A 25,957-nucleotide genomic window follows, 5' to 3' on the forward strand; every position below is an offset into this window, starting at 1 on the left:
CGTTGTTTCATCCATCTGTTGATTGTATGGAACGCTTTTCAAGTACAAATTGTTCGAGACGGTCTAGTCCTTCTTTTAACGTTTCAAGTGAATATGCATAGGAAAGGCGCACATATCCTTCTCCGAGTGAAGAGAAAGCAGAACCAGGTACGACCGCAAGTTTTGTACTTTCTAACAACTCCATGCAAAAATCAAATGAACTCATCCCAAACGATTCAATGGAAGGGAAAATATAAAAAGCGCCGGAAGGCTTAATGACCGGAAGCCCCATAGAAATGAGTCGATCATATACATAGTCGAGCCTTTTCTTATATTGCTCTCTCATAATCAGTGCATCATCCACACCATTTGTCACTGCTTCAAGTGCCGCCTTTTGTGAGATAGCCGAGGCACAAGACACGTTATATTGATGTACTTTTAATACATGTTTAGCAATAGGAGCGGAAGCAAATAAAAAGCCGAGTCTCCATCCGGTCATGCTATGAGATTTTGACAGTCCATTGATGACAATCGTCTGTTCCTTTAAGAAAGAAGCAATGGAATGATGCGGACGATCAAATGTCAGCTCACTATAAATTTCATCAGATAGAATAAAAATATCCTTTCCTTCAAGAAGCTGTGCAATTTCTTTCAATTCTTCTTCTAATAGCGTGACCCCAGTTGGATTTGAAGGGTATGGAAGGACAACACACTTTGTCTTTTCCGTTAATGCATCTTCAATCAGCTTGGCATTTAATTTAAAACCGGCATTTGTTGTGTCAATATGCACGGGCACCGCACCGCACATCCGAATGATCGGTTCATAGCCAGGGTACACAGGGCCTGGCAGGATGACCTCATCGCCTTCAGTCAAAATGGTTCGAAACGCAGCATCAATTGCTTGACTCGCACCTGTTGTCACAATGATTTCTGTCTCTGCATCATAATCAAGATGGACTTTCTTTTTGATGTATTGCTGGATCGCTTGTCTTAGCTCTAAAAATCCAGCGTTATGAGTATACGAGGTGAAATTCTCGTCAATGGCTGTTTTGGCAGCTGTTTTGACATGATGCGGCGTATAAAAATCGGGCTGACCTATGGTCAATGAAACGACATCCTCATATGAAGATACGAGATTTGAAAATGTTCGAATGCCTGAAATTTCAATATCCTTTACTCTTGGATTCAGCAAATGCTCCATTTCTCATCACCTTAAAAATTTATGTTTTTATCCTATTTTACCATTCACTGCATAAATGTCACCTGCGGAAAGGCTTCGGATATCGTTATATGTAGTCTATTCTCCTATCCATCACAGCATGAGTGATAGATGAAGAAAGAGCAACATTTATTATAGCGTAACCTGCTCGGAAAATACAGCTCTGCTTATGATGATTAGAATAAGGCAAAACGGTATAAACTGAAAGAACGAGAGAATCAAGTCATGGGAATTGCTTTCACAGGCATACGATCTCCTGAAGGAGGACGATAATAGATGGATCAATCAGCAAAGACATCGAAAATAGCCTTTTTATCCGTCATGAGTAATACGTTTGTTGTGGTCCTTAAAATCATTGTAGGGGTGCTAACTGGATCTGTTGCGGTTTTATCAGAAGCCATTCACTCTTTTCTCGATTTAATGGCCTCTTTTATTGCATTTATCTCTGTTCGTATTTCAAGAAAGCCGGCAGATTCAAAACATCCTTATGGACATGGGAAAGTTGAGAATATTTCTGGAACGATTGAAACTTTGTTGATTTTTGTTGCTGGGATTTGGATCATTTATGAATGTGTTCATAAATTAATGCATCCAGAGCCTGTTAAACTGCCGGTACTTGGTATTGTGGTCATGCTGATCGGCGCACTTATCAATTTTGTTGTGTCGAGAGTTGTGAACAAAGAGGCAGAGCGAGTACATTCTGTTGCCATGAAATCGAATGCGCTGCATCTTTTAACAGATGTGTTTACGTCACTAGGGGTCGCCATTAGTTTATTGCTTGTTGCATTAACGGACTGGTATTTCCTCGATCCGATTATTGGAATGGTGCTAGCGCTCTATATTATGCGTGAAGCGTTTAAACTCATGAAGGAAGCGTTCCCGCCGCTTGTCGACGCCCGGTTAACCCCGGAAGAAGAACAAGCGATAGAGGGCATCATTCAAACATTTAGTCAAGAATTCATTGAATATCATGACTTTCGAACAAGACGATCCGGTGCTGAAGAATATATTGATTTTCATTTGATTGTTCATGGAAAAACAACCATTGAAGATGTTCACCAATTATGTGATCGAATTGAAGAGAACATTCAGCAGGCGTTTCCGCATGCACAAATCTTTATTCATGTAGAACCTGAAAGTGAAAGAAGCACACAAACGTAAAAAAGGCGATACCACCTCTTTGAAGGTTGTATCGCCTTTTTTTACGCTTCATCTATGAAATGAAATCAATATCCATAAGCAGTATCGTAATCTTCATACCAAGAGATATAAGCAGCATCTTCATTAGATAAACCATGTTTCATATCTAAAAAATCAGCTTCGCAAATATCTTCAATCACAGTCATTTCGTTGTTCTTTAATAGTACGACAGTTCCCATCATGAACACCTTTCTTTAAAAAATCCTTGACTATTGTACCATGTGAAACGTGATTGTCAACAGAAGAATCGAAATGAGAGGAAAATATCACAAAATGTTAAAAAATTAGGCGTTGAAAGAACTAGATGTGCCATAATTTCTGTGAATTTTCAGTATTTATTCACATAAATCATCATTGAAAGATGATCTAAAATTCATGTAAAAATGTAAAGCTCCATTGATCTTGCGATATTCATAAGATATAATAACGAATGATTATAAGAAATTTATAGAAAACATACATAATAAAGGAGAAATAGGATGGAAACAAACATGTCAGAAGCACCTATTCAAGAAGAAAAACATCCTGAACTAGCTGGAGTAGGTTATCGTTTTCTTGCTCATCTTTTAGACGGTGTCATTATTAGTGTACCATTTTCAATCATTGTATTTATTCTCGCAACACTCTTTTTTGTCTCAAGCCCTGAGGCGGCATTTTTAATGTATGATGATAGCTATTACTATTCTTCAACGGTGATCACGGATGAAGAATGGGCAGTCATTGTGGGCCTTCTCTTTTTCTATGGCGTAACGACCTTAATCGGTATCGCGGTGACTTGGCTTTATTATGCGATCATGGAATCATCAAAGTTGCAAGGAACTCTTGGCAAGATGGCTCTTGGCATCAAAGTGACAAAAGTAACGGGTGGAAAAATAACATTCGGGCGCGCGACAGGCCGCTTTTTTGCAAAAGGCTTTTTGTCTCCAATCTTATTCATTGGCTACATCATTGCGTTTTTCACAGAAAAAAAACAAGCACTTCACGACTTGATTGCAAGTACCATTGTCGTAAAGAAATAATGAAGAGAAGCACCTCTGCTAAATAGTAAGGGGTGCTTTTTGTATAGATTGCTTGTATGGAAGAGGGAAACGTCACATAAAGTAGAATGATAGTGAAAATAAAAGCAGAGAAGGGAGTCAATCTATTGAAAAGAGGGAAAATGACTGTTCAGAAAAAAGGGGCAAGCTTCGGGCTCTTTTTCACCGCACCTGTTTTGGCCTGGGCATTGTATGATTTTGCAAATACGATATTTTCATCGAATATGATCACCATTTTCTTCCCATTTTACTTACAGGAGACGATAGGCGACAGTGCGAGGATGGATCAAATCGCCAGTACATTTATATCTTATGCGAACGCACTTGCAAGCTTTTTCCTCGTCATTTTTACGCCTTTATACGGTGTGCTGATTGATCGTACAGGGAAAAAGAAGCGGTATATCACGGTGTTTACCCTGATTTGTATTGCCTGTACCTTTATGATGGGGATCTTTGCTGGGATTGATTTCTCAAGCGAATGGTTTGGTCTTCCTGTCTCCTTATTGGTGGTGGTTACCTTGTTCGTCATCGCCAAATTTTTCTATCACTCTAGTCTTGTTTTTTATGACACCATTTTGCCCGATCTTGGGACAAAGGATGAAATCCCCCTCATTTCTGGATTCGGTATTGCTGTCGGCTATTTAGGTACACTTGTCGGCCTTTCTGTTTATTTACTTGTAGGAAATGACCAGTTTCATGGAGCGTTCATTCCGACAGCCCTTTTATTCTTTCTCTTTTTTCTGCCCTTTCTCTTTATTATAAAGGACCCCCACCCTCTGCCGCAGCAAGAGAAAAAGGCGTCTTTTTTTAGCGGGTATAAAGAGATTATTCGTACGTTTAAAGAGATGAAGCAGTACAAACCGGCCTTTATTTTTATGATCGCTTTCTTTTTTATGAATGATGCGTTACAGACAGCGATTGCGATGATGGCTGTTTATGCAAAAATTATCATTGGTTTTACGGCAGGTCAATTTATTTTGCTGTATCTTGTGTCCACGATTTCAAGTATCATTGGCTCGTTTCTATTCGGATATGTCACAAAGGCCATCGGGGCAAAGCGCTCGATTACAGTCGTGTATGTCATTTTAATTGTGGCGCTCATTCTAGCTGTGACAGCGACAACTGAATGGGTCTTCTGGGTAGCAGGCAGTTTATTTGGAATTTCACTTGGCGCAAGCTGGGGATCATCACGAATCCTCATTATTGAGCTGACGCCTAAAGAAAAACGAGGACAATTTTTTGGTCTCTTTGCGTTTTCAGGAAAGGTGTCTTCAATTGTTGGTCCCATCATTTATGGCTCCGTCACACTTCTATTTGCAGCACATGGGAATCTCGCAAGCCGTCTTGCATTAGGGTCTTTGCTCATCCTTGCAGCCATAGGACTTGTGATTCATCAATTCGTGCGAGAGAAAGCGTAAAGAAACGTCAACTTTTTACCCATGCTGCCGATATAAAAAGTACAATCTTATATTGAAGAATAGAGGGATTTCCGTGGCTTTAAACAAACAAGAAATTTTACTTGACTCTGGTACTAATGAATTGGAAATTGTGAAGTTTGAAATTGGTTCAAATCAATTCGGCATTAACGTCATGAAAGTAAGAGAAATTATTCAGCCAGTTGAGGTGACAGTTGTACCGCACTCTCACCAAGATGTAGAAGGGATGATTAGTTTACGAGGCGAGATTTTACCAGTCATCAATCTATTTTCCTTTTTTAATGTCGAGTCAGATCAGTCAGAACAAGAGAAATACATTGTGACTGAATTCAACCAACGGAAATTTGTGTTCCATACAGGAACGGTATCACAAATTCACCGCGTCAGCTGGGAAGAGATTGAAAAACCAACTGCACTCAATCAAGGAATGGACCGTCATTTAACAGGAATCATCAAGCTTGACGAGAAAATGATTTTCCTTCCAGATTACGAAAAAATCATCTATGATATTGAATCCGCATCTGGCGTAGACACATATCATATGTTTGACGGTGAGAAAGACGAGCGAAGAACAGGGAAGAAGCTGTATGTTGTTGAAGATTCTCCGCTTCTCATGCGCTTATTAACAAATGAATTAACCGAGGCAGGCTATAAAAACATTGTGACCTTTGAAGATGGAAAACAAGCATATGACCATGTCATGGATCTTGTCAGTAAAGGCATTAGTGTGACAGAAGAAATTGATATGATTATTACAGATATAGAAATGCCAAAAATGGATGGACATCGATTAACAAAGCTGCTGAAGGACAATCCTTTAACACAGTCCATTCCAATTCTCATTTTCTCTTCATTAATTACGGACGATCTGCGTCATAAAGGGGAAACCATCGGTGCAGATGATCAAATTAGTAAACCAGAAATTCATCAGTTGATTGAAAAAGTAGATCATTTTATTATCTAAAGAAAAAAGACAAAGAGCTAAAATAAACAACATTTTAGCACTTTGTCAATAATCTGAAAAACCACTCGCTTTGAGTGGTTTTTCTGTTTAAAAATAACTTTCCCCGAGCCGTTTGAAGACGGGTTTTGTATAATGTGATTTTTGTTTTGTGGCGGCAGGTTTTTCTTTTAAACCGACATACGTTTGAAGTATTTGTTTCGCTCGATTTAATGACATATTCGCTTTTGGATTGCGATATGATTGATTTAAATTTCCTAAGTGTGGCAAAAATTCGAAGTCTTCTTTAGTTGGTGGCAGATGAAAATAATAATCTCCAATTTCAATCAGCACGTCGGACTGTTGTTGACTATATTTGGGATTGTTAGAGAAATGTAGGCCCACTTTTCTTCCTTTACCTTCTTGCAATAGTTTTTGCAGCGCACGTTTTTTCAAAAGATAAAGAAACTTGGGATTTGGTGCGGTTTTAGCATGGCGGTTAACAGTATAAATGGCTTTTGCGATGTTTTCTGCTGTAGGTTCTATGTCTTTAGTATGAGCATAATCGTCCATTTTTTCTCTCCTTTGTCTTTCGTCTTCCTGTGCTTAGTATAAATTATACGTTTTTATTAGTAAATTGCAAATAGACTTATTGTAAAAACCATTAGATTTTCATCACTCTTATTTACAATAGCCATTCATGATGATTCTGAAACGTGAAGAAGAACAATGAATGAATCCTTCTTAGCAAGAGCACCATCATTTATCCGGTATCCTTTCCAACTAGGCGTTTCAGTTGGATGTAAACGACGCCTTTGATTTTCTATATGATAAAGGTGTTGTATTTTTTACTCTTTTAAAAATATTAATAAAATAGCTAGTGCTGCTGAATCCAACTTGGTAGGCGATTTCTGTTATGTTTAAGTCCGTCTTTTGAAGCAAAATGAGGCTTTGTTGAATTCGATATTCATTCACATAATGTATAGGAGATTTCTTTAAAATATCATTGAAATATCTACAGCATTCAGAGCGGCTTAATTGTCCTTCACGAGCGATATCTTGAAGAAGAACCTTTTCATGATAATGTTCATGAATCCAATTCAGCATATGTTTCATACGTTCATTTCTATCGTGCTTACGAGCATCATATGTCAGTTGAAAACGATTTTGTAAAAGGCATTTCCAAATCGTGATGAGCTGTATATTAAGTTCGAGTTCATAATATGCCGGAGTTTGTTCGATTAATCGTTGAATGATTTGTATACATTGATAGATTCGGTTTGGCCATCCGTCTTTTCGGTTGAATAAAATAAAAGGTGTTTGACTCGCATGCATATATGGATGAACGAACGTGGTGAATAACTCATTGGCTGTGATGAAGTGAGGTGAAACGTTTAAACAAATATAAGTACATGTCGTCCCATTTGCATCCTTTGCCATGTGTAAGCAGCCACTGTTGATGAATACACCATCTCCTTGCTGAATGTTCAATATCTTCTCGTTAATGTGAAACTCAGCCTCTCCCTCCAAAATAAAGACGAATTGAAATTCGTCGTGCCAATGAAGAGGGATATATCCGCTCATATGATCACGAATCTTTGTATGATATAGAGCAATAGGCCATGTGGTGGTTGAATGCTCCGTTAATTCTTTCAGATTGTTGTCAATAAGAAAATGATGATTGTGCATGGTTCTCCTCAATATTCTTTTATTTTTATGTTCAATTGATATATCAATATGTAAAAAATTGAACTACTATCAACTATATTATCATGATTTTTTTAGAATTGAGGAGAATAAAAATGAAGAGGAGAAAGGGAATCTTTCTTGTACTGATAGGAGCTATCTGTTGGGGAGTAGGAGGAACCGTTTCACAAAAATTGTTTCAGCAATATGGAATTGACGTCCATTGGCTGGTTACTGTCAGGCTGCTCATTTCAGGCGGGTTGCTTTTATTTGTTCATTACATGACGAAAGAACGCACGCAATTGATTGGCGTGTTGAAAATGAAGAGTACGGCCATTCAAGTGCTGATATTTGGACTAATGGGCATGTTAGCTGTTCAATATACTTATATGGTGTCCATTCATCATGGGAATGCTGCGGTAGCTACATTGCTACAGTATACAGCACCTGTCATGATTATCGTGTATCTAGTATTTCGCCGGCAATCCACTTTTACAAAAAGAGATATGTTGACGGTCGCATTGGCTTTGGTTGGCATGTTTCTCTTATTGACGAATGGTTCCGTTTCCACATTAACTGTTCCAGCTGTCGCGGTATTTTGGGGAATATTATCAGCCGTGGCATTGTCCTTTTATACGTTATATCCAATCAACCTGTTAAAACAATTCGATTCACTTGTTGTTGTTGGCTGGGCGATGCTTATAGGGGGAGCTGCCCTTAGCTTGGTCCATCCTCCATGGAAGGTGAATCTGTCTCAATTACCTTTTGAAGCGTATATCTATTTATTATTTGTCATTGTATTTGGAACGATGGTCGCTTTTTGGTTTTACATCGAAAGTTTGAAGTATTTATCTCCGAAGGACTCAAGCTTAATTGGAAGTGTCGAACCCCTTGCAGCAGTGATAACCACTGTTTTCTGGTTAAAAGAGCCATTTGGTCTTTTCCAGTGGATAGGGACAGCGTGTATTGTATACATGATATTATTCATGACATTATACCAGCCTAAAATAAGAGGGGAAAAGAAGAAATTGGGTTCATTGGATAGATGATAAGGTAAATTGAATGTGTGCAATGTATATAAAGTGAACTATTAAACATAGATAACTACCTATTTTAAAATAAATGGGTAGTTGATGACTTATATGAGAACGGGATTGCCGGATAAAATCTACCATATGCAAGACAATCAAAGTCGAACATATGGCTTAAAAACATGGACTATTTCGTATGGCTAGAATAAGCACAGTAAAAACAGCCGTTAAAATCAGTTTCACTCGTCATTTTTTTGGCTTCATCCATGGCGCTTTCACTGTTCATGTGCAGACCAATCAATGTACGACTTGCTGCATCACCTAAAAATGCGCAGTCTTCTGTATGTACAACATATTGTCCTTGATCATTTTTTGTATGAATAAAATAATAGCTTTTTAACATACCCCTCACCTCCAACCTGACTATCCTACTATAAAACTTCCAATAATGTAAAGGTTTTTTATTAAAATTGTTGCAATTTTATGCACATTCCTTTTATTTTATAAAAAGGAAAATATATTATAAAATATGAAGATCAAAGTCAATGAGGACAGAAAGGACGGTTTAGATTGAAAGATATTTTAACTCCTTTATTGGTCGCTTTTGTCGTTGGAGGCATTGTGTACGTGATAGATGATCGGCCGATTCATCCTTTTCTTCTTTTTCTCATCTTATTTATTAGCATTTATACAGTCGATAGAATCGTTCATTTTGCTTCGAATCATTTCCATGAGCAGAAAAAATAATCGTCGTTTATGTTACACCCATGAAAAAAGGACTTTCTATAGAAGAAAGTCCTTTCAGCATGTAGACAAACCCTCGCATTCTTTGTCAGTCCTGCGTGCTGGTGCTCACGAATGTGAAATTCGCTCCGCACCAGTACTCGTCCTTCCTAGACTGCAAAGGTTTTCTATCACACTGAAAAGAAGAAAAAGGGCTAAAATAATGTTTATTTTAGCCCTTTTTGCTTCATCTATTGTACTCCTTGCCCTTTTAATTCACGCTGCACATCTAAGTCGGCAGCTTCTCTGCTGAACTTTGGCAGTGTAATGAAGTAAAAAAGGAAGACGAGTAAAATAACAAAACCCATTCCGTAATAAATGTAAGAAACATTGGTGATGAGCTTTGGAAATAACACGGCAATTAAACCTAGCGTCATTGATTGTGCAAACATGGTGAGCGGATCAACCCACCCTGATACGCGTCCCATCAGACGAGGGTGAACAATTCTTGGGAGCCAGCCTCCAATGACAATGTTGACTGGACCAATACATGTACCAATGACAAATGATGTGACATAAAATAACCATAATGTATGGGTAGAACCAAGGACAAAAATTAAAATACCTGCAACTAGAATTGGAATCGACATGAGATATTGCATTTTTACCTTTTTCGCAAGAATAGAGCCAAGTAAGCTTCCAACTAGAAGTCCGGCACCGATCGCGATCGTAAAAAAGGATGTATGCAGTTCAAAATGGTCCGGTGAAAGACCGTATTTCATTGTAAACATCGGAAGAACGGCAAATGCGCCATTCACAAGACCGAAAACAAAAAAGCCGAAAATTAAAGAAGCCAATAATTTATTTTTTAAAATATAGAGAATGCCTTCTTTAAAATCTTTTAGAGACGTTTTAACGGTCATGCCCTTCCAGCCTGCTTGTCCATTTGGCTGTCGTGCTTCAATTGGAATATTGCATGATCGAATGAGAATACCGGAAATAATAAAACTGACCAAATCAATGGTAATGGCACCGTGAAGTCCAATCGTTTTATACATAATGGCACCAATTCCAACACCAAATACCATAAATAAACTAAACAGCATTTGATTTAAACCAGCCGCTTTTGCATATTGATCTTTATTTAAAATGGCCTGAACGAGAGAGGCTTCAGCTGGATAGAAGAACTTCGTAATGGCACTTCGTATAAACAAGATCAAGAAAATAAGCGGCAGTGAATTAAAATAAATGACGATAAATAAAACGATCGTCAGCCCAGCTCGTATCCAATCACAATTCTCTGCGACTTTTTTACGATCAAAACGGTCTGCGACCACACCGACCATAAAAAAGACAAAGATTGTAGGCAGTGAATACATTAACTCTGCTAAAGTGGCGTAAGCGGGCTGATGACTAAAATGGTCGAGCAAATAAAAGGCAAACGCCATATTGCCTACTGTTGTCCCCATTTGCGAGGCAAGTGCTGCAAAAAAGAGACGAACAAAATTTCTGTTTTTAAAAATATCCATAAATACGCTCCTTAACCTGAAGATCCCACTTTCTATCATATAAAATTTTAACCATTCGTACAATTGATTTCTCCTACTGGCTAATGGTCACAGGTGTTCCATTTGGAACAATTGAAGCAAGTTCGATGACATTCTGATTGTACATGCGAATGCACCCTCTAGACACAGCTTTACCAATTGAAGACGGGTTATTCGTTCCATGGATGCCATAATGAACTTTTGAAAGGCTCAGCCAATAGGCGCCAAAGGGACCTCCTGGGTTTGGCTGTCTGTTGACAATATAATAAGAACCTGTCGGTGTCATGTTTAATATTCTACCAGTTGCAATCGGGTATGAGCGCAAGAGCTGTGATCCAGAAAACAGTACGAGACGTTTCGCTGAAATTGACACAGATATGCGGTAAGGGATCGTGTTAGGATCCGGTAACCCAGGGATGATGATGACTTCATTTTGTTCTGGCTCGCGGGCTTGAAGTGACGGATTTGCAGCCTTTAAAGCATCTGTCGTTGTTCGAAAATCAAGTGCTATAGAAGCAAGTGTTTCTCCACTTTTTACCGTGTATCGCAGCACGAAAGGACACTCCTTTTACTCAAATAAAAGAAGCCGTGATCCCCGTCTCACATATACTATATGGACGGGATCAGGCCCAGTAAGGTTTCTCCTAACATTTGTCATGAGAATGATCTTTGTTTATACATATGCAGAAAAAGGTGATTTGGCTTCTCTTTACACGTAAGATGTTAAGGTGAAAAAGGTGATTTCAGGTTTGGCTAAAAACCGAAGCGGTAGTCTAGTTGTCCCAAGCCCGCGGTTGACATAGATACGGTGCTGATAGCTACCGTATAAGCCTTCGACATATGTACGCCCAAAAGGTGCTGTGAGAATCGGTCCATAGAAAGGAAGCTGTATTTGACCGCCATGCGTATGCCCAGAAAGCTGCAAGTTTATAGGTGTTGATTCAAGCTCTAGTGCGGCATCAGGCTCATGCACAAGCAATAACGTAAAGAGATCAGAAGAAACTTCTCGTTTGATGAAATGGTAATCAGGCATACTCATCATGAGATCATCCAGTGTAGCGATCTGTATGCGTCCGCCTTCTTTTTCTAAGTGAAACACTTCATTTTTACATAATGTAAAACCACAAGCTTTCATCGTTTCCTCATATAGATCAATGCCAAATGGTCCGTAGTCATGATTTCCGCATATGGCAAACTTTCCAAACGGAGCATCAAGCTTAGACAAAGAGGCTTTGGCTTTTTCATGTTCTTCAATCGATGCTTCAAAATCAACAAGGTCACCTGTAAACACAATGAGATCTGGAGATTCATCGTTGATCTTTTGGACAACAGTCTCTAAATCTTTTGCCGGAAATGTATCACTTAAATGAACATCACTAAATTGAGCAATTTTAAACTGGTTAAACGAAGCCGGTAGCTGAGCATCATGAATAGTGTGTGATACGGCGTCGATCATGCGCGGCTCAATGTACCGAGCATAGCCATAACCGGATGTGGTCGCCAAAAGTCCGAGAATACTCGCACCAGCTGCTCCTTTTAAAAACTGCCTGCGGGAAAGTTGCTTCATATAAGACTCCTTTAAAAATAAAATTAAGTATAGCATGATTTTTGATGAATCTCCTATATGGTGCATGGAGGGGAAATCATGATATGATAGACGAATAATGAATGAATAGTCATTCAAAATACACAAAGGGGGAGAACAAATGACGAAGCAAACAGTGATTGTCACAGGGGGATCAAGCGGAATGGGAAAGGCGATGGCGACTCATTTGGCACTCGGGGGCTGGAATGTTTTGATTACTGGAAGAACAGAAGAGACCCTTGAAACAACGGCAAATGAAATCAAACAGCAAGGTGGTTCGATCGCTTATTTTCAAATGGACGTGCGACATCCAGAAGATGCTGATCAAATGGTAAAGTTTGCGGTAGATACATTTGGTGATGTGGATGCACTTATTAATAACGCGGCAGGCAACTTTTTAGTTCCAGCAGAAAAACTGTCTCCTAACGGCTGGAAAGCGGTCATAGATATTGTGCTAAATGGCACCTTTTTTTGCAGCCATGCAGTGGGCAACTATTGGATTCGTCAAAAGAAAAGCGGAAGTATGATCAACATGGTCGCCACATATGCATGGGGGGCTGGTGTTGGTGTAGCGCATTCAGCAGCCGCAAAAGCAGGCGTACTGTCACTTACCCGAACGCTTGCAGTCGAATGGGGAAAGCAATATCGCATTCGCGTAAATGCCATTGCGCCGGGGCCCATTGAAAGAACAGGTGGTGCAGATAAACTGTGGGAATCTGAAGAGGCTGCCCAAAGAACATTAGATAGTGTTCCGCTCGGTAGACTTGGCACACCAGAAGAAATTGCAGAACTTGCGAGTTTCTTATTATCTGAGCATGCATCTTATATGAATGGAGATTGTATCACGATGGATGGGGGGCAATGGCTCAACCAATCACCATTTTGAATGACCGTGTAAGACCTGCTTTTGATATGGTATAATCACACAAAGAGAGAAGCAGGTGATGAAAATGGTCGATCCATTGGATATTTTAACGAATATTGAAGATGTTTTCCCGCACTATCAAGCGATCTTCAGTGCGGAGGAACAAAAAGTGATAGGCTATGAGATTCTTGGAAGAATGAAGCTTGAGTCGGGAACAGTTAGTCTAGGCTCCTTCTTTACGGATTCATCTATTCCTGACGAATATAAATTGGAAGTAGATCAAAAAGTATTAAGTCAAGCACTTGATCTCTTCACGACCGCAGATGAAGATTTGCTCATCTTTATTAATCATGATGCGAATGTCCTCATGCTCGATCATGGCGAAAGTTTTTTAGAACTTTTAAAAGATTATGAAGCAAGGGGTATTCAGCTTAGCCGGTTTGTCATTGAAATTACTGAACATACGTTTAGCGGCGACATTGAACAGCTTTACCATACGTTAACGTATTATCGTACATATGGGATCAAAATCGCCGTATCTAATATAGGGAAAGAAAGCAGCAATCTTGACCGGATTGCTCTGCTTTCACCTGATCTATTAAAAATAGATCTACAGGCTTTAAGGGCTTCGTCTCCATCTCCTTCCTATGAATATGTGTTATACAGCATTTCACTGCTTGCAAGAAAAATAGGAGCAGCTTTAATCTATGAAGACATTGAAGCGAATTTTCAGCTGCAGTATGCATGGAGAAATGGCGGTAGATATTTTCAAGGCTTCTACCTTCACGAGCCTGACGCACAATTAATTGACCGTAACAAACGAAAAGAACAGCTTAAAGAAGAATTTCAACAATTCATTGCCCATGAGAAAAAGAAACTCCAAGCTGTCTATGAACATTCTGAAACCTTTTATAAGCGAATTCACCAAGCCGTCAGTACGTTAAAAAAATCATGCAGCACAAATGATGAACTTATACAAAAACTGGCACTTGAACTAACCGATTGCAGCTTTCGCATTTATATGTGTAATGAAGAAGGTTTTCAAATTACTGGAAATGTGTTTAAGAAAGAAAAAGAATGGCTGTTTCAGCCAGAGTATATAGAGAAAAACTGGAGCTGGCGCCCTTATTTTCTAGCAAATATTCTTCAAATGAGAATTAGCGGAAAAGGATTTTTCAGCGATATCTACAGTGATTTAGAAACTGGAGAACGAATACGAACGTTTTCTTATCCGTTAGAGGGAGACGTGTATTTGTTTGTAGATCTTCCGTATGCTTATCTATATGAGCAGGAAGGATTAATTTAAAAGCAGCCGTCGTGGCTGTTTTTTTTATTAGAAAAAAGATAGAAAAAATGGTTGACAATGAAACTGATAATCATTATCATTTAGTTATAGAGAGAAGCTACTCTCTGTTCCCCAACCCCTCTATCAGATCAAGATCCAAAAAACTTGGCGCTACCCCCGCCAAGTTTTTTTTGTGCGCCAATCATTCCCTTCATGCATAGGACATCCCAATTCATCCATACACCTTAAATGATGATAGTTAGACAGTAGGAGGGAAAAGTCATGATCAAACGTGACAAGCGGCTGCTGATTGATTTACCAATGCCAGATCACCCAGATGCAAATGGTGCAGCGGCTGTGCAAGAATTACTCGGCGGAAAATTTGGTGAAATGTCCACATTAAATAACTACATGTTTCAATCGTTTAACTTTAGAGGGAAACGAAAGCTCAAACCATTTTATGATCTTGTATCAAGTATTACAGCTGAAGAATTCGGTCATGTAGAGCTTGTGACAACTGCAGTCAATCTCATGATTACGGGAACCACTCATGGGGGCGATCCAGATACGACCCCGATGAAAGCGGCTGTTGATAAACGAAATACGCAGCATTTTATCCAAACGGCACAAACAGGCTATCCGTTTGACTCCATGGCAAAGCCGTGGACAGGTGAGAATGTGTTCTCAAGTGGTAATCTGATTCTGGATCTTCTTCATAACTTCTTCCTAGAGTGCGGAGCTCGTACGCATAAAATGCGCGTATATGAAATGACGGATCACCCTACGGCAAGAGAAATGATCGGTTATTTACTTGTCAGAGGCGGCGTACATGTTGTGGCGTATGCAAAAGCCCTTGAGGTAGCGACAGGGGTAGATGTTGGGAAGATGCTGCCAATTCCAAATCTCGACAATAAATACTTTGACTCTGCAAGAAAGTTTGAAGATCAGAATATTCATACAAAACTGTATACATTTAGTGATACGGATTATAAGGATATCAATCAAATTTGGAAAGGAAACCATCCGATTGATGGAAAGCCGCTGACAGTTATTGAGGGCACGCCAAAAGGTGCACCCGTGCCAGATTATAGAGATTTGCCGGAAGAGTTTGCTCCAGGTATTTCAAAAGAAGATTTTGACGAAATTGCGAAACGCTTGATGAGATCGGCCGGTTTATAAAAAACAAGATGCATGAGATAAGAAAAAAGACTCAAAATAAAAAAACAGATTCTTTTTCTTTTTTTGAATTCAAGAGGAAAAATATCATCTGAGAACACTTTATGGTATGATGCTTTGTAGGACTTGTGTATAATCAATACGGGTTCATCTTGAGTTGTTTTTTTGAAAGGAGTCTTTTTTTAGAATGTCACAATTAATGGGTATCATTACAAGGCTGCAAAGTCTTCAAGAGACAGCAGAAGCTGCAAACGAGCCGGCACAGCGTTATTTCGAAGTGAACGGTGAGAAAATCTGTAGTGTTAAGTATTTCGAAAAGAATCAAACGTTTGAATTGACTGTTTTTCAACAAGGGGATAAGCCAAACACTTTCCCATTTGACAACATTGATATGATTTCGATTGAGATTTTTGAGCTTCTACAATCCTAAGCTGAATCGTATGAAATGTTTTTTCTGAGAATTCCTTCGTTGATTGCGGAAGCATACACTTCATAAGTGATGAACAAATGGAAGATGATCATTCAGTGCAATATTCGGATAAGAGACCATTGAAAAGGAGTTCCTTTCTGTGAGTGATTCTTTTTTCTTTAATCTTTCTGAAGAGCATTTAGCGTTTTCTGATGTTGTCATGAGATTGAAAGACTTTATTCAAAAAGACCCGAGATCTGTTTATGTACTATCAATTGGTACGGACTCTCAGGTCAATCAGAATGTCACAACATTTATGACTGCAATTCATCTTCACCGGATCGGCAAAGGAGCTTGGGGCTGTCTCACGCAGCAAGTGTTGAATCGGCCTGTACAAAGTCTTAGAGAAAAAATTTCATTAGAGACAGCGTTTAGCCAAAAGGTATGTGCAGACATCCTTGAGGGACCTTTAACAGAACTGATGGATTTGCTTCTTCCGTTTGCTGAGGAAGGGGCAGACCTTCGTTTTGAAGTCCATCTAGATATTGGCAAAAAAGGAAGTACAAAAGAGCTGATCCAGGAAATGACCGGAATGATCACAGCCATGGGAATTGAAGCAAAAATAAAACCCGACTCATACGCAGCATTTTGCTACGCCAATCGATACACAAAATAAATTCCGTCATTTTTCTCCAAACGTTGTCGAAACGTGCGGTTGACGATTCGATTCTAGTTCCTTATTCTAGCTGTATAGAGAGGAAGCAGACATTCAAACGCCTGCTAATCAATATAAAAGCATATATGAAACAGGGGGCCTGATGTTGAATGAGCGTCATCGAAAATCGTTTTAATGAAGAAGAGAAAAAGCTATTATTAAACGTATTACTGAATCAGGAATATGCTGTCGAATTACTAAGCAGTGAGATCAATGATATAGAATGTGGAACAAAAAATGTCGACGACAATACGTATAAGAAATTGATCACATTGTATGACAGAGTAAGGTTTGAGAATTAATATCGATTGAACATTCTATTAGATACTCTACGCTGAGTATCTTTTTTATGCAGAAAAAAATCTTTCGACAAAATTCGTTTTAGTTTATGCTTAATGTTAAAGGGGAATGTATGATTGATGATTGAGAGAAAAGGGGTCGAAGAAACATGATAGAGATAGAACCGGCTCAATTACTTGAGTCAACAGTAGCTGAGCATATGATTGATGCAGATAAAGTGGCACACGTTCAAATTGGAAATAATCTTGAGCACGCCCTATTGGTCCTGACAAAAACAGGATATACAGCCATACCTGTTCTGGATGCTTCTTATCACCTTCATGGGTTAATTGGAACAAATATGATCATGGATAAAATCTTTGGCTTAGAACGAATTGAATTTGAAAAGCTCGACCAATTGAAGGTAGAAGAGGTCATGCTATCAGATATTCCAAGACTGAAAACGACGGATCCTGTTTTAAAAGGCGTTCACGCTGTGACGAATAATGGATTTGTTTGTGTGGAAAATGAAGAGCAAGTATTCGAAGGAATTTTCACTCGGCGTGTTGTATTAAAGCGCTTAAATGAGGTCATTCATTCCGCAAAAAAATGAGCTGTAGCCCAGCTTATTTTTTTTGCCTTCATAAGCTATTATTTATATAATGACCATATAGAATAAGAAAAACTTATCAAGAGAAGGAGGGCGTTCATGCAGCTTCAAGAGTTACATATGCTTGTTGTACTTAGTGAGGAATTGAATATGAGAAAGGCTTCAGAGCGGCTCTTTGTCTCTCAGCCTGCCCTATCTCAAAGGCTGCAAACGATTGAAAAAGAGTGGGGAACCAAAATCTTTTTTCGTTCACAAAAAGGCTTGACAGTGACTTCAGCAGGTGAACAGATTATTCAATTTGCCAAAGAGGTTACGACTGAGCAGGATCGAGTGCGAGAGAGAATTGACGAGCTTGAAGGAGACATTCACGGTACACTCAAGCTTGCAGTTGCGTCCATTATTGGTCAGCACTGGCTGCCAAAGGTGCTGAAGCGGTATGTCGAGAAATACCCAAATGCCAAGGTATCTCTTGTGACCGGCTGGAGCAGTGAGATGCTTAAAAGTCTGTATGAAGACCATGTGCACATTGGCATCATTCGCGGGAATCCTGATTGGAAGGGCACAAAGGAATACTTAATGACCGATCATTTATATTTAGTCGATTCTGTCATCAAGGACGTGGATGAGTTAATTGAGACAGAACGCCCGTTTATTCAATTTAAAAGTGATAGCACCTATTATCAAGAAATTCAGCACTGGTGGCATCAAAAGTTTAAAGTGTCGCCAAAACAGACGATTCTTGTGGACCAGATTGAGACATGTAAACAAATGGCCTATCACGGTATCGGCTACGCCATTTTGCCTTCGGTCACCTTATATGATCATGAGAAAAGTGTACACAAAACTCCGCTCGTAGACGCAAATGGAGAGCAAATCGGACGTGACACGTGGCTGTTAGGATATGAAGCCTCTTTTCAGTTAAAACAGGTTCAAGCATTTGTTGGTGTGGTGAAAGAAATGCTTGAAAGTGAGGCAGTGTAAGTACTTCTGGAAGAGGAGGTGCTTTTTTAGGATAAGTGGTTTGATTAGGTTTCTAATAGATTTGCCTGTTTCATACTGAAAAAGCAGAAAGCTGGAAGAAATGATGAGAAATCAACAAAAAAAGAAGATGGATATACCGAAGTGGGGAACTTATTTACGCGAGAGATGGCGTGGACGTTTTGCAAGTCATCTTTCTTTAGAAGAACAAAAAGAGATTGGGATGGATGGTTTCCTATGGCACTTATGTAGCTGGGGAAAAGTTGAATGCCTTGAAAAAGAGGCAGCGATCAACGCCTTTCATCAGCAATCAAAGCATACATGTACGATTTTTTATCAATTTGCTCAAGAAGCGTATCTGTTTGAAAACGCCAAGGAACTGTCAGTGAAGGAATTGCCATATACAGACGGACACATGGACTATAGCGATCTGTATGTCATGGATTGGGAAGAAAATTGGACATTTGTGATGACGCACGAAACCGATTGCGGTCCATATTTTATTCAGAAATAAAAAAAGAGTAAATCACAAAGAGATAGAGTGATGATCAGTTAAAGCCGCCTTCCAATTGGAATGAGCGGTTTTTTGATGTACGTCATGTTTATTTTGAACAGCACCTTTTCATAAAACATTTGACAATGAAAATCATTATCATTTAAAGTGTACATATAATAATTGAAAATGATTATCATTTAGATGAGGTGACCAATAGATGAAAGCACTAATTGCATTTGCGAGTATGTCTGGCAATACGGAAGATATGGCAGCGATCTTAAAACAAACGCTTGAAGGAAAAGGGATAGAGACAGAGATGATGGAATTTGACGACACAAGCGCAGAAGATCTTTCTTCATACGATTATGTCATGATCGGCTCTTACACATGGGGTGACGGTGATTTACCTTATGAAGCTGAAGATTTTTATGAAGAGGTCTCAGCTCTTGAACTTAGTCACATCAAAGCGGCGGTATTTGGATCAGGGGATTACAGTTATCCGAAGTTTTGCGAGGCTGTTCATACTTTTCATGACATGCTGAAATCGACAGGTGCATCCGTATTTCCTGAAACATTGAAAATGGAACTTGCGCCAGATACAGATGAAGATGTGGCGTGCTGTGAGGAGTTTGCAACGAGCTTTTTAACGTGGGCATCATTGTCTGAGAAAAGAGTTGAAAATCATGTTTCATAAAGGTGCGACAGCTGTTGCTGCGTCTAAAAGTGGCGGCTACTTTGTTGCTGTCAAACGAGAAGGTATTTTCCATTACAGTGTGGAGGGCGGATGGCAGCAGCTTTTTAAGCTTAAGCATAAAATCCATGCTATCAGTTATATTGGTCCTTATTTGTTCGGTGTTGGTGAAAATGGAACTGTCATACGATCAGGAGATGAGGGCCACACATGGGCGCTATCATCTTTTCCGACAAATGCAGTTGTTTGGTCTATTACAGGACGCAAAGATGGGTTTGTATGCGCACATGGAAAGCATAGTATTTATGTGTCAACCGATTTCGGAATTTCCTGGGAAATTATGAAGCCATTTGCTCATGTAAATCAGCCCCCTGTTATTCGCTCATTATGTGTAGCGGGCGATTATCTTTATATTGGAACACAGATTCATGAGGTGCATGGAGGAATATGGGTGTATGACTTGCAAAGTGAACAGGTTTTTCTCCTAAACAGAGAAGAGCACCGAATGACTGCTTCTATGCTGCTTTGCGGGGAACACCTCCTTGTCTGTGCGTTGGGCTCTAAAAAAGGGAAAAGAGGATCTGTTCAAATTTTAGACTTACATACCAATATGCTGCATGATATTCAATCACAAGCTTTTGCGCGAGAGGAATCATTTTTGGATGTGTCAGAGGATAACGGCATTGTGTATGTGACCACCTCACAGGACGAGCATGGATTTTCTAAGGTGTATCAGCTTGATATAGAGCAAAAAGAGCTCAAGTGGTTTGATACGATCAAAGGGCACGGTTTTCGTGTCGCCAATCAAAATGAGAATTTTTTCTGTGCGGGTTTATATGAAAGTAAGTTTGTCAGGCCTTATGAAGAACCTGCACTGATTCATTAATAAGGAGGAAGAAAAAGTGACGAAAAAAGTTTTATTGGTGTATGCCACAATGTCAGGAAATACAGAAGCAATGGCTGATTTAATCGAAAAAGGATTAAAGGAAGCTGGGGCTAGCGTGGACCGGCATGAAGCGATGGATATTGATGCTGAACTTCTTCATGATTACTCGCACATTCTGTTAGGTGCATATACTTGGGGAGATGGTGATCTTCCAGATGATTTTATTGATCTATATGAGGAAATGGAAGAGCTTGATTTGACGGGTAAAGCATTTGCTGTATTCGGTTCTGGAGATACATCTTATGAACATTTTTGCGGAGCTGTGGATTTAATTGAAGAAAAAGTGAAGGAGCTGGGCGGTGATATCGTCCTGCCATCCATCAAAATTGAGCTGAATCCAGAAGGAAACGAGGAAGAGGAATTGATTTCTTTTGGTAGACAATTTGTTCATCTTCACCAGCAAGAAGCGGGATAAAGAGGCCCGCTTGTTTTATTTGCCAAGGCGCAGACGATTCTTTCACTTGTCATTAAAACTCTCCTTTGGTACAGTAATGAAGTATAAATTAAGAGGAGGACATACATACATGAAACAAATGGACGCTAATGAAATTATTTCATTTATTCAAAATAGTACAAAATCAACACCTGTTAAAGTTTACATTAAAGGTGACTTAGAAGGTATTGAATTTGGTGAACATGCAAAAACATTTATTACAGGCAATACAGGTGTTGTCTTCGGTGAGTGGAGCGAAATTCAAGAAGCTCTAGCATCAAACAAAGACAAAATTGAAGATGTTGTCGTGGAAAATGACCGTCGTAACTCTGCGATTCCTATGTTGGATTTGAAAAACATCAAAGCACGTATTGAGCCAGGTGCAATTATTCGTGATCAAGTGGAAATTGGCGACAATGCAGTCATCATGATGGGTGCTTCTATTAATATCGGTTCAGTCATCGGTGAAGGTACGATGATTGATATGAACGTTGTTCTTGGCGGCCGTGCGACAGTAGGTAAGAACTGTCATATCGGTGCGGGATCTGTTCTTGCAGGTGTTATTGAGCCGCCTTCTGCTAAGCCAGTTGTAGTAGAAGATGATGTTGTTATCGGTGCAAACGCTGTTGTTTTAGAAGGTGTGACCATTGGGAAAGGTGCAGTTGTAGCAGCTGGAGCGATCGTTGTGAACGATGTCGAGCCTTACACGGTTGTAGCAGGTACACCTGCAAAGAAAATCAAAGACATTGATGAAAAAACAAAAGGTAAAACTGAAATTAAACAAGAACTGCGTCAGCTTTAATTGACACAATTCGCAGCTGAAGACATAGACGTGGATGATATATCCACGTCTTATTCGTATAGAGGAAAGGAAGCGAGTTCACTTGTTAAATCGTGAGCAATTAATATCCATTCGAAGAGATTTGCACCAAATTCCTGAGCTTGGTTTTAAGGAATTTAAAACACAAGCTTACCTCATCAAGCATCTCGAATCGTACCCAACAGATCGAATCGAGATGGAAACATGGCGGACTGGACTTTTTGTGAAAGTAAAAGGGACAAATCCTACGCGTGTCTTTGCGTATCGTGCAGATATGGACGGCTTATCTATCCCTGAAGAAACGGGCTACCCATTTCAATCGGTACATGAGGGCCACATGCATGCATGTGGACATGATCTTCATATGACCATTGCTCTTGGTATCATTGATCATTTCGTGCATCAGCCAATCAAAGAAGATCTGCTATTTATTTTCCAACCGGCAGAAGAAGGTCCAGGAGGAGCTGAACCAATGCTTGCAAGTGATGTTCTAAAAAAGTGGACGCCAGACTTTATTACAGCGCTGCATATTGCACCTGAATATCCAGTCGGCACGATTGCAACAAAGCCGGGCCTATTATTTGCTAATACGAGTGAGCTTGTGATCGATCTTGAAGGAAAAGGCGGGCATGCCGCATACCCTCATTTAGCAAATGATATGGTGGTGGCTGCAAGTGCACTAGTAGGGCAGCTGCAATCGGTGATTTCACGAAATGTGGACCCTCTTGATAGTGCCGTCATTACAGTTGGCACGATTACAGGTGGCACTGCTCAAAATATCATTGCGCAGCACGCAAAGCTGGATGGAACCATTCGCACGCTCTCGCCAGAGTCTATGGAAAAGGTGAGAAAACGAATTGAAGCACTTGCAAAGGGAATTGAAATTGGCTACGAATGCAAGGCGACAGTTCGATACCCTTCATCTTATTACGAAGTGGACAATTCAAAGGATTTGACAGAGGAATTTATGTCATATGTAGCCGAAGAAGGTCTTGCAAATGTCATTGAATGCAGAGAAGCGATGACAGGAGAAGATTTCGGCTACATGCTGAAAAAATATCCTGGGTTCATGTTTTGGCTAGGGGTAGATTCAGAATATGGTCTGCACCATGCAAAACTCACTCCTGACGAAAATGCGATTGAAACAGCTGTAAACGTCATGACAGCTTATTTTAAAAAGCAAGCAGGTGAATGAATAATCAAATGGTCTCCTGTACACCTTATGAACAGGAGGTGTTCTTGATTATGACAAGAATTGGTGTAGAACCATCTTTATCCGATGTAGAAGAACTTTTGAAGCAAAAAGGGTATGATGTCGTACGTATTCAAAATGAACAGCAAATGGATCAGTGTGACTGTTATGTGGTCACAGGGTTAGATTCAAATGTTCTTGGCATTTCAGACACAACGACAAAGGCATCTGTCATTACAGCGTCAGGTATGACGGCTGATGAAATTTGTCAAGAAGTAGAACAGCGTGTTCAATAAAACTAACAAAAAAGAACCAGGATATTATGACCCTGGTTCTTTTTGCTCTTTGGCTAGATCAAGTGCTTCTTTCATTTTTTTGCGCAGAATTCGTTCGACACGCCACTGCTCCATCGTTTCAGTTTTTGCAATGATACGAAGGACGAGGGATGAGGAGCCAAATGATTCCACTCCAACGACTTGAGGACCTTCGATGATTTGCGGCATGCCCTCACGAACTTCATCACAGGCTGCCTGCAAAGTGGTGATCATCTGATCCACATTTTCATCTGGGGATAATTCGATATCAACGAGTGCCTGCATCGTCCCTCGTGAATGATTGCTCACATTGAGTATACTTCGGTTCGGAATGAAATGAAGAGTGCCATCAAAGCTTCTAAGCTGTGTTGTTCTCAGTCCAATTTGTTCAACGATCCCATCAAAACCAGCAACCGTTATATACTCACCGACATCAAATTGTTTTTCGAGCAGTATGAAGAAGCCTGTCACAATATCACTCACTAATCCCTGAGCGCCAAATCCAATGGCAAGTCCTACAACACCTGCGCCAGCCAGCAAGGCGGTTGGGTTATAATGAAATAAGTCGAGGATCATGACAACTAGAATAAAAATTAACAAGTAGGCGAAGATATTTAAGGTAAGACTTTGCAGCGTTTGAGCTCGTGATAAAGAGACATCGTGCTTCTCAGAGAATGCTGAATAGGCACGCTTAATCATCTTGTTTCCAATCGCTCTGATGATAAAATAAATCACAAAAATAGCAATGAGTTTTAGAAAAATCATACTGATATTCATGATGATGGAAACCCAATCTACTTGTTCAAGTGCTTTCATGATCTTCAAAACCTTTCTATGTATGTGCGAAATGAGAAGCTAATCATTTGTTCCCTTATGCAAGTCATGTTAAACTTTTAATAGTTGGAGCGAGAGATTGTGACAAATCGTTAATTAAATTTATTATTAATTAATATTGACTAAAAATCGCTTAAGTATTATAATTATATTTGTGAAGTTATTAACTAAATGAGAATTTAACCTATTGATTCTCATTTTATATACAGCTAAGAAGTCTGTATAAAGATATTATTTTTGGAGGGATTTACATATGGCAGAGCGTTTTGTAGGAAAACAAGCTCCACGTTTTGAAATGGAAGCAGTACTTGCTAATAAGGAATTTGGTAAAGTGAGTTTAGAGGAAAACATCAAGAATGACAAATGGACAGTTCTTTTCTTCTATCCAATGGATTTCACTTTTGTTTGTCCAACTGAAATTACAGCAATGAGCGATCGTTATGATGAGTTTGAAGATTTAGATGCAGAAATCATCGGTGTATCTACTGATACAATCCATACGCATCTTGCTTGGATCAACACAGATCGTAAAGACAATGGTCTTGGAGAATTAAAATACCCACTAGCTGCTGACACAAACCACACAGTATCTAGAGAATACGGTGTTTTAATTGAAGAAGAAGGAATTGCACTTCGTGGTCTATTCATCATTAACCCAGAAGGCGAACTTCAATATCAAACAGTATTCCACAACAATATCGGTCGTGATGTAGATGAGACACTACGTGTTCTTCAAGCATTACAAACTGGTGGACTTTGCCCAGCGAACTGGAAACCTGGTCAAAAAACACTTTAATTGATAGTTGAAGAAACAGTCTAACTGGTGTTAGACCTTCAGATTGTTGACAAAGGGCTAAAATGTTGTTTATTTTAGCCCTTTGTCTTCTTTTCAGCGTGATAGAAAACCTTTGCAGCCCTAGGAAGGACGAGTACTGGCGCAAAGCGAATTTGACATTCGTGAGCACCAGCACGCAGGACTGACAAAGAATGCGAGGGTTTGTCTACACGCTGGGGTCTAACTGATGTTAGACCTTTTTGTTTCGAGACATACAATGGATGGAGGCGCTTCAAAATGAAATTACGTCAACCAATGCCAGAACTAACTGGTGCAAAAGAATGGTTAAATGGAGAAGTAACAAGAGAAGAATTAATTGGTGATAAACCAACATTGATCCACTTCTGGTCAGTTAGCTGCCACCTTTGTAAAGAGGCGATGCCGCAAGTGAACCAATTCCGTGATGAATACAAGGATCAACTAAACGTGATCGCAGTTCATATGCCACGTTCAGAGGATGACCTAGATCTAGAAAAAATCAAAGAGGTTGCAAATGAGCATGAAATCACACAGCCAATCTTTGTAGACAGCGACCATAAACTAACAGAAGCATTTGAGAACGAATATGTACCAGCTTATTATGTATTCGATAAAACAGGTGCTTTACGCCACTTCCAAGCTGGCGGAAGCGGTATGAAAATGCTTGAAAAACGTGTCAATCGAGTTCTTTCTGAGTCTGAAAAGGCTGCAGAATAG

Annotated in this window: 32 protein-coding genes; 23 read left to right on the plus strand and 9 right to left on the minus strand. The window is 39.5% G+C overall.

Features of this window, described 5'->3' with window-relative positions:
* Positions 1 to 7: 7 nt before the first annotated feature.
* Positions 8 to 1,180 carry an aminotransferase A gene (locus ABG082_RS06715; protein WP_348936698.1) on the minus strand — a complete coding sequence of 391 codons (1,173 nt, stop codon included), beginning with the start codon at positions 1,178 to 1,180 and terminating at the stop codon, positions 8 to 10.
* A gap of 294 nt (positions 1,181 to 1,474) precedes the next feature.
* On the opposite strand from ABG082_RS06715, the gene ABG082_RS06720 reads away from it, so the two are divergent.
* Positions 1,475 to 2,359, plus strand: coding sequence for a cation diffusion facilitator family transporter (locus ABG082_RS06720; protein ID WP_039169114.1), 885 nt, complete (start codon positions 1,475 to 1,477; stop codon positions 2,357 to 2,359).
* A gap of 65 nt (positions 2,360 to 2,424) precedes the next feature.
* Here the strand turns inward: ABG082_RS06720 and ABG082_RS06725 are convergent, their stop codons facing one another.
* Entirely contained in the window at positions 2,425 to 2,577 is a 153-nt protein-coding gene (locus ABG082_RS06725) for a hypothetical protein (RefSeq protein ID WP_017367142.1), read from the minus strand.
* Between the two features lie 300 nt (positions 2,578 to 2,877).
* Between ABG082_RS06725 and ABG082_RS06730 the strand changes: the two genes are divergently transcribed.
* The 3 genes from ABG082_RS06730 to ABG082_RS06740 all read left to right on the plus strand — a co-directional run bounded on the left by ABG082_RS06730 (position 2,878) and on the right by ABG082_RS06740 (position 5,835).
* On the plus strand, positions 2,878 to 3,417 hold the full coding sequence (locus tag ABG082_RS06730) for an RDD family protein (protein WP_007498690.1): 540 nt from the start codon (positions 2,878 to 2,880) through the stop codon (positions 3,415 to 3,417).
* Positions 3,418 to 3,542: 125 nt separating this feature from the next.
* The gene (locus ABG082_RS06735) at positions 3,543 to 4,853 is read left to right on the plus strand and encodes an MFS transporter (RefSeq protein ID WP_342494661.1); all 1,311 of its coding nucleotides are present in this window, start codon (positions 3,543 to 3,545) and stop codon (positions 4,851 to 4,853) included.
* Between the two features lie 73 nt (positions 4,854 to 4,926).
* Positions 4,927 to 5,835 carry a chemotaxis protein gene (locus tag ABG082_RS06740; protein WP_008348035.1) on the plus strand — a complete coding sequence of 303 codons (909 nt, stop codon included), beginning with the start codon at positions 4,927 to 4,929 and terminating at the stop codon, positions 5,833 to 5,835.
* 87 nt (positions 5,836 to 5,922) lie between these two features.
* On the opposite strand, the gene ABG082_RS06745 is transcribed toward ABG082_RS06740, so the two are convergent.
* Both ABG082_RS06745 and ABG082_RS06750 read right to left on the minus strand, forming a co-directional pair.
* Complete coding sequence (locus ABG082_RS06745; protein ID WP_008356877.1) at positions 5,923 to 6,384, minus strand: YkyB family protein; 462 nt, start codon at positions 6,382 to 6,384, stop codon at positions 5,923 to 5,925.
* A 219-nt stretch (positions 6,385 to 6,603) separates the two neighbouring features.
* Complete coding sequence (locus ABG082_RS06750) at positions 6,604 to 7,500, minus strand: helix-turn-helix domain-containing protein (RefSeq protein WP_125588961.1); 897 nt, start codon at positions 7,498 to 7,500, stop codon at positions 6,604 to 6,606.
* Between the two features lie 113 nt (positions 7,501 to 7,613).
* On the opposite strand from ABG082_RS06750, the gene ABG082_RS06755 reads away from it, so the two are divergent.
* Positions 7,614 to 8,546: an EamA family transporter gene (locus tag ABG082_RS06755; RefSeq protein ID WP_348936699.1), complete on the plus strand. Its 933-nt coding sequence runs from the start codon at positions 7,614 to 7,616 to the stop codon at positions 8,544 to 8,546.
* Between the two features lie 169 nt (positions 8,547 to 8,715).
* Here the strand turns inward: ABG082_RS06755 and ABG082_RS06760 are convergent, their stop codons facing one another.
* A complete protein-coding gene (locus tag ABG082_RS06760) occupies positions 8,716 to 8,931 on the minus strand; it encodes a hypothetical protein (protein WP_008348016.1) in 216 nt (71 codons plus the stop codon).
* Between the two features lie 167 nt (positions 8,932 to 9,098).
* Here ABG082_RS06760 and ABG082_RS06765 point away from each other — a divergent pair, with 167 nt between their 5' ends.
* Positions 9,099 to 9,275: a hypothetical protein gene (locus tag ABG082_RS06765; RefSeq protein WP_008348014.1), complete on the plus strand. Its 177-nt coding sequence runs from the start codon at positions 9,099 to 9,101 to the stop codon at positions 9,273 to 9,275.
* A 227-nt stretch (positions 9,276 to 9,502) separates the two neighbouring features.
* On the opposite strand, the gene ABG082_RS06770 is transcribed toward ABG082_RS06765, so the two are convergent.
* The 3 genes from ABG082_RS06770 to ABG082_RS06780 all read right to left on the minus strand — a co-directional run bounded on the left by ABG082_RS06770 (position 9,503) and on the right by ABG082_RS06780 (position 12,365).
* Complete coding sequence (locus ABG082_RS06770; RefSeq protein WP_058213814.1) at positions 9,503 to 10,780, minus strand: MFS transporter; 1,278 nt, start codon at positions 10,778 to 10,780, stop codon at positions 9,503 to 9,505.
* A gap of 73 nt (positions 10,781 to 10,853) precedes the next feature.
* Positions 10,854 to 11,351: a L,D-transpeptidase family protein gene (locus ABG082_RS06775; RefSeq protein WP_008348009.1), complete on the minus strand. Its 498-nt coding sequence runs from the start codon at positions 11,349 to 11,351 to the stop codon at positions 10,854 to 10,856.
* A 156-nt stretch (positions 11,352 to 11,507) separates the two neighbouring features.
* Entirely contained in the window at positions 11,508 to 12,365 is an 858-nt protein-coding gene (locus ABG082_RS06780) for a metallophosphoesterase (RefSeq protein WP_348936700.1), read from the minus strand.
* A 139-nt stretch (positions 12,366 to 12,504) separates the two neighbouring features.
* On the opposite strand from ABG082_RS06780, the gene fadH reads away from it, so the two are divergent.
* The 15 genes from fadH to ABG082_RS06855 all read left to right on the plus strand — a co-directional run bounded on the left by fadH (position 12,505) and on the right by ABG082_RS06855 (position 23,574).
* Positions 12,505 to 13,269 carry a 2,4-dienoyl-CoA reductase gene (gene fadH, locus ABG082_RS06785; protein ID WP_046527698.1) on the plus strand — a complete coding sequence of 255 codons (765 nt, stop codon included), beginning with the start codon at positions 12,505 to 12,507 and terminating at the stop codon, positions 13,267 to 13,269.
* Between the two features lie 64 nt (positions 13,270 to 13,333).
* The gene (locus ABG082_RS06790; RefSeq protein ID WP_348936701.1) at positions 13,334 to 14,554 is read left to right on the plus strand and encodes an EAL-associated domain-containing protein; all 1,221 of its coding nucleotides are present in this window, start codon (positions 13,334 to 13,336) and stop codon (positions 14,552 to 14,554) included.
* 261 nt (positions 14,555 to 14,815) lie between these two features.
* Entirely contained in the window at positions 14,816 to 15,712 is an 897-nt protein-coding gene (locus ABG082_RS06795) for a manganese catalase family protein (RefSeq protein ID WP_019743902.1), read from the plus strand.
* A 184-nt stretch (positions 15,713 to 15,896) separates the two neighbouring features.
* Entirely contained in the window at positions 15,897 to 16,139 is a 243-nt protein-coding gene (locus tag ABG082_RS06800; RefSeq protein ID WP_003212254.1) for a DUF1797 family protein, read from the plus strand.
* A gap of 139 nt (positions 16,140 to 16,278) precedes the next feature.
* The gene (locus ABG082_RS06805; RefSeq protein WP_142154910.1) at positions 16,279 to 16,794 is read left to right on the plus strand and encodes a ribonuclease H-like YkuK family protein; all 516 of its coding nucleotides are present in this window, start codon (positions 16,279 to 16,281) and stop codon (positions 16,792 to 16,794) included.
* Between the two features lie 149 nt (positions 16,795 to 16,943).
* Positions 16,944 to 17,135 carry an antirepressor AbbA gene (gene abbA / locus ABG082_RS06810; RefSeq protein WP_008347999.1) on the plus strand — a complete coding sequence of 64 codons (192 nt, stop codon included), beginning with the start codon at positions 16,944 to 16,946 and terminating at the stop codon, positions 17,133 to 17,135.
* A gap of 146 nt (positions 17,136 to 17,281) precedes the next feature.
* Entirely contained in the window at positions 17,282 to 17,725 is a 444-nt protein-coding gene (cbpB, locus tag ABG082_RS06815) for a cyclic-di-AMP-binding protein CbpB (RefSeq protein WP_007498671.1), read from the plus strand.
* A gap of 96 nt (positions 17,726 to 17,821) precedes the next feature.
* Complete coding sequence (locus ABG082_RS06820; RefSeq protein ID WP_007498669.1) at positions 17,822 to 18,703, plus strand: LysR family transcriptional regulator; 882 nt, start codon at positions 17,822 to 17,824, stop codon at positions 18,701 to 18,703.
* A 103-nt stretch (positions 18,704 to 18,806) separates the two neighbouring features.
* Positions 18,807 to 19,214 carry a DUF4275 family protein gene (locus tag ABG082_RS06825; protein ID WP_057079609.1) on the plus strand — a complete coding sequence of 136 codons (408 nt, stop codon included), beginning with the start codon at positions 18,807 to 18,809 and terminating at the stop codon, positions 19,212 to 19,214.
* A 199-nt stretch (positions 19,215 to 19,413) separates the two neighbouring features.
* On the plus strand, positions 19,414 to 19,890 hold the full coding sequence (locus ABG082_RS06830; protein ID WP_008347992.1) for a flavodoxin: 477 nt from the start codon (positions 19,414 to 19,416) through the stop codon (positions 19,888 to 19,890).
* Positions 19,880 to 20,773: a hypothetical protein gene (locus tag ABG082_RS06835; protein WP_041092408.1), complete on the plus strand. Its 894-nt coding sequence runs from the start codon at positions 19,880 to 19,882 to the stop codon at positions 20,771 to 20,773. Before ABG082_RS06830 ends, ABG082_RS06835 begins: the two co-directional genes overlap by 11 nt.
* Before the next feature lie 16 nt (positions 20,774 to 20,789).
* Entirely contained in the window at positions 20,790 to 21,248 is a 459-nt protein-coding gene (locus ABG082_RS06840) for a flavodoxin (protein WP_008347989.1), read from the plus strand.
* Positions 21,249 to 21,357: 109 nt separating this feature from the next.
* The gene (dapD, locus tag ABG082_RS06845; protein WP_008347987.1) at positions 21,358 to 22,068 is read left to right on the plus strand and encodes a 2,3,4,5-tetrahydropyridine-2,6-dicarboxylate N-acetyltransferase; all 711 of its coding nucleotides are present in this window, start codon (positions 21,358 to 21,360) and stop codon (positions 22,066 to 22,068) included.
* A gap of 34 nt (positions 22,069 to 22,102) precedes the next feature.
* A complete protein-coding gene (locus tag ABG082_RS06850) occupies positions 22,103 to 23,281 on the plus strand; it encodes an N-acetyldiaminopimelate deacetylase (protein WP_048001606.1) in 1,179 nt (392 codons plus the stop codon).
* Positions 23,282 to 23,331: 50 nt separating this feature from the next.
* A complete protein-coding gene (locus ABG082_RS06855) occupies positions 23,332 to 23,574 on the plus strand; it encodes a YkuS family protein (protein WP_003211408.1) in 243 nt (80 codons plus the stop codon).
* Between the two features lie 24 nt (positions 23,575 to 23,598).
* On the opposite strand, the gene ABG082_RS06860 is transcribed toward ABG082_RS06855, so the two are convergent.
* On the minus strand, positions 23,599 to 24,408 hold the full coding sequence (locus tag ABG082_RS06860; RefSeq protein WP_348936702.1) for a mechanosensitive ion channel family protein: 810 nt from the start codon (positions 24,406 to 24,408) through the stop codon (positions 23,599 to 23,601).
* Between the two features lie 271 nt (positions 24,409 to 24,679).
* Between ABG082_RS06860 and ahpA the strand changes: the two genes are divergently transcribed.
* Entirely contained in the window at positions 24,680 to 25,222 is a 543-nt protein-coding gene (ahpA, locus tag ABG082_RS06865) for a biofilm-specific peroxidase AhpA (protein WP_007498654.1), read from the plus strand.
* Between the two features lie 276 nt (positions 25,223 to 25,498).
* Entirely contained in the window at positions 25,499 to 25,957 is a 459-nt protein-coding gene (locus ABG082_RS06870; protein ID WP_008345174.1) for a TlpA disulfide reductase family protein, read from the plus strand.

Source organism: Bacillus sp. BS1807G30, assembly GCF_040047675.1.
Classification (GTDB): domain Bacteria; phylum Bacillota; class Bacilli; order Bacillales; family Bacillaceae; genus Bacillus; species Bacillus altitudinis.

Coding starts and splice junctions, on each gene's coding strand:
- ABG082_RS06715 (WP_348936698.1), bottom strand. CDS start 1,180: ATGGAGCATTTGCTGAATCCAAGAGTAAAGGATATTGAAATTTCAGGC.
- ABG082_RS06720 (WP_039169114.1), top strand. CDS start 1,475: ATGGATCAATCAGCAAAGACATCGAAAATAGCCTTTTTATCCGTCATG.
- ABG082_RS06725 (WP_017367142.1), bottom strand. CDS start 2,577: ATGGGAACTGTCGTACTATTAAAGAACAACGAAATGACTGTGATTGAA.
- ABG082_RS06730 (WP_007498690.1), top strand. CDS start 2,878: ATGGAAACAAACATGTCAGAAGCACCTATTCAAGAAGAAAAACATCCT.
- ABG082_RS06745 (WP_008356877.1), bottom strand. CDS start 6,384: ATGGACGATTATGCTCATACTAAAGACATAGAACCTACAGCAGAAAAC.
- ABG082_RS06750 (WP_125588961.1), bottom strand. CDS start 7,500: ATGCACAATCATCATTTTCTTATTGACAACAATCTGAAAGAATTAACG.
- ABG082_RS06755 (WP_348936699.1), top strand. CDS start 7,614: ATGAAGAGGAGAAAGGGAATCTTTCTTGTACTGATAGGAGCTATCTGT.
- ABG082_RS06760 (WP_008348016.1), bottom strand. CDS start 8,931: ATGTTAAAAAGCTATTATTTTATTCATACAAAAAATGATCAAGGACAA.
- ABG082_RS06770 (WP_058213814.1), bottom strand. CDS start 10,780: ATGGATATTTTTAAAAACAGAAATTTTGTTCGTCTCTTTTTTGCAGCA.
- ABG082_RS06780 (WP_348936700.1), bottom strand. CDS start 12,365: ATGAAGCAACTTTCCCGCAGGCAGTTTTTAAAAGGAGCAGCTGGTGCG.
- fadH (WP_046527698.1), top strand. CDS start 12,505: ATGACGAAGCAAACAGTGATTGTCACAGGGGGATCAAGCGGAATGGGA.
- ABG082_RS06790 (WP_348936701.1), top strand. CDS start 13,334: ATGGTCGATCCATTGGATATTTTAACGAATATTGAAGATGTTTTCCCG.
- ABG082_RS06795 (WP_019743902.1), top strand. CDS start 14,816: ATGATCAAACGTGACAAGCGGCTGCTGATTGATTTACCAATGCCAGAT.
- ABG082_RS06800 (WP_003212254.1), top strand. CDS start 15,897: ATGTCACAATTAATGGGTATCATTACAAGGCTGCAAAGTCTTCAAGAG.
- abbA (WP_008347999.1), top strand. CDS start 16,944: ATGAGCGTCATCGAAAATCGTTTTAATGAAGAAGAGAAAAAGCTATTA.
- cbpB (WP_007498671.1), top strand. CDS start 17,282: ATGATAGAGATAGAACCGGCTCAATTACTTGAGTCAACAGTAGCTGAG.
- ABG082_RS06820 (WP_007498669.1), top strand. CDS start 17,822: ATGCAGCTTCAAGAGTTACATATGCTTGTTGTACTTAGTGAGGAATTG.
- ABG082_RS06825 (WP_057079609.1), top strand. CDS start 18,807: ATGAGAAATCAACAAAAAAAGAAGATGGATATACCGAAGTGGGGAACT.
- ABG082_RS06830 (WP_008347992.1), top strand. CDS start 19,414: ATGAAAGCACTAATTGCATTTGCGAGTATGTCTGGCAATACGGAAGAT.
- ABG082_RS06835 (WP_041092408.1), top strand. CDS start 19,880: ATGTTTCATAAAGGTGCGACAGCTGTTGCTGCGTCTAAAAGTGGCGGC.
- dapD (WP_008347987.1), top strand. CDS start 21,358: ATGAAACAAATGGACGCTAATGAAATTATTTCATTTATTCAAAATAGT.
- ABG082_RS06850 (WP_048001606.1), top strand. CDS start 22,103: ATGATATATCCACGTCTTATTCGTATAGAGGAAAGGAAGCGAGTTCAC.
- ABG082_RS06855 (WP_003211408.1), top strand. CDS start 23,332: ATGACAAGAATTGGTGTAGAACCATCTTTATCCGATGTAGAAGAACTT.
- ABG082_RS06860 (WP_348936702.1), bottom strand. CDS start 24,408: ATGAAAGCACTTGAACAAGTAGATTGGGTTTCCATCATCATGAATATC.
- ahpA (WP_007498654.1), top strand. CDS start 24,680: ATGGCAGAGCGTTTTGTAGGAAAACAAGCTCCACGTTTTGAAATGGAA.
- ABG082_RS06870 (WP_008345174.1), top strand. CDS start 25,499: ATGAAATTACGTCAACCAATGCCAGAACTAACTGGTGCAAAAGAATGG.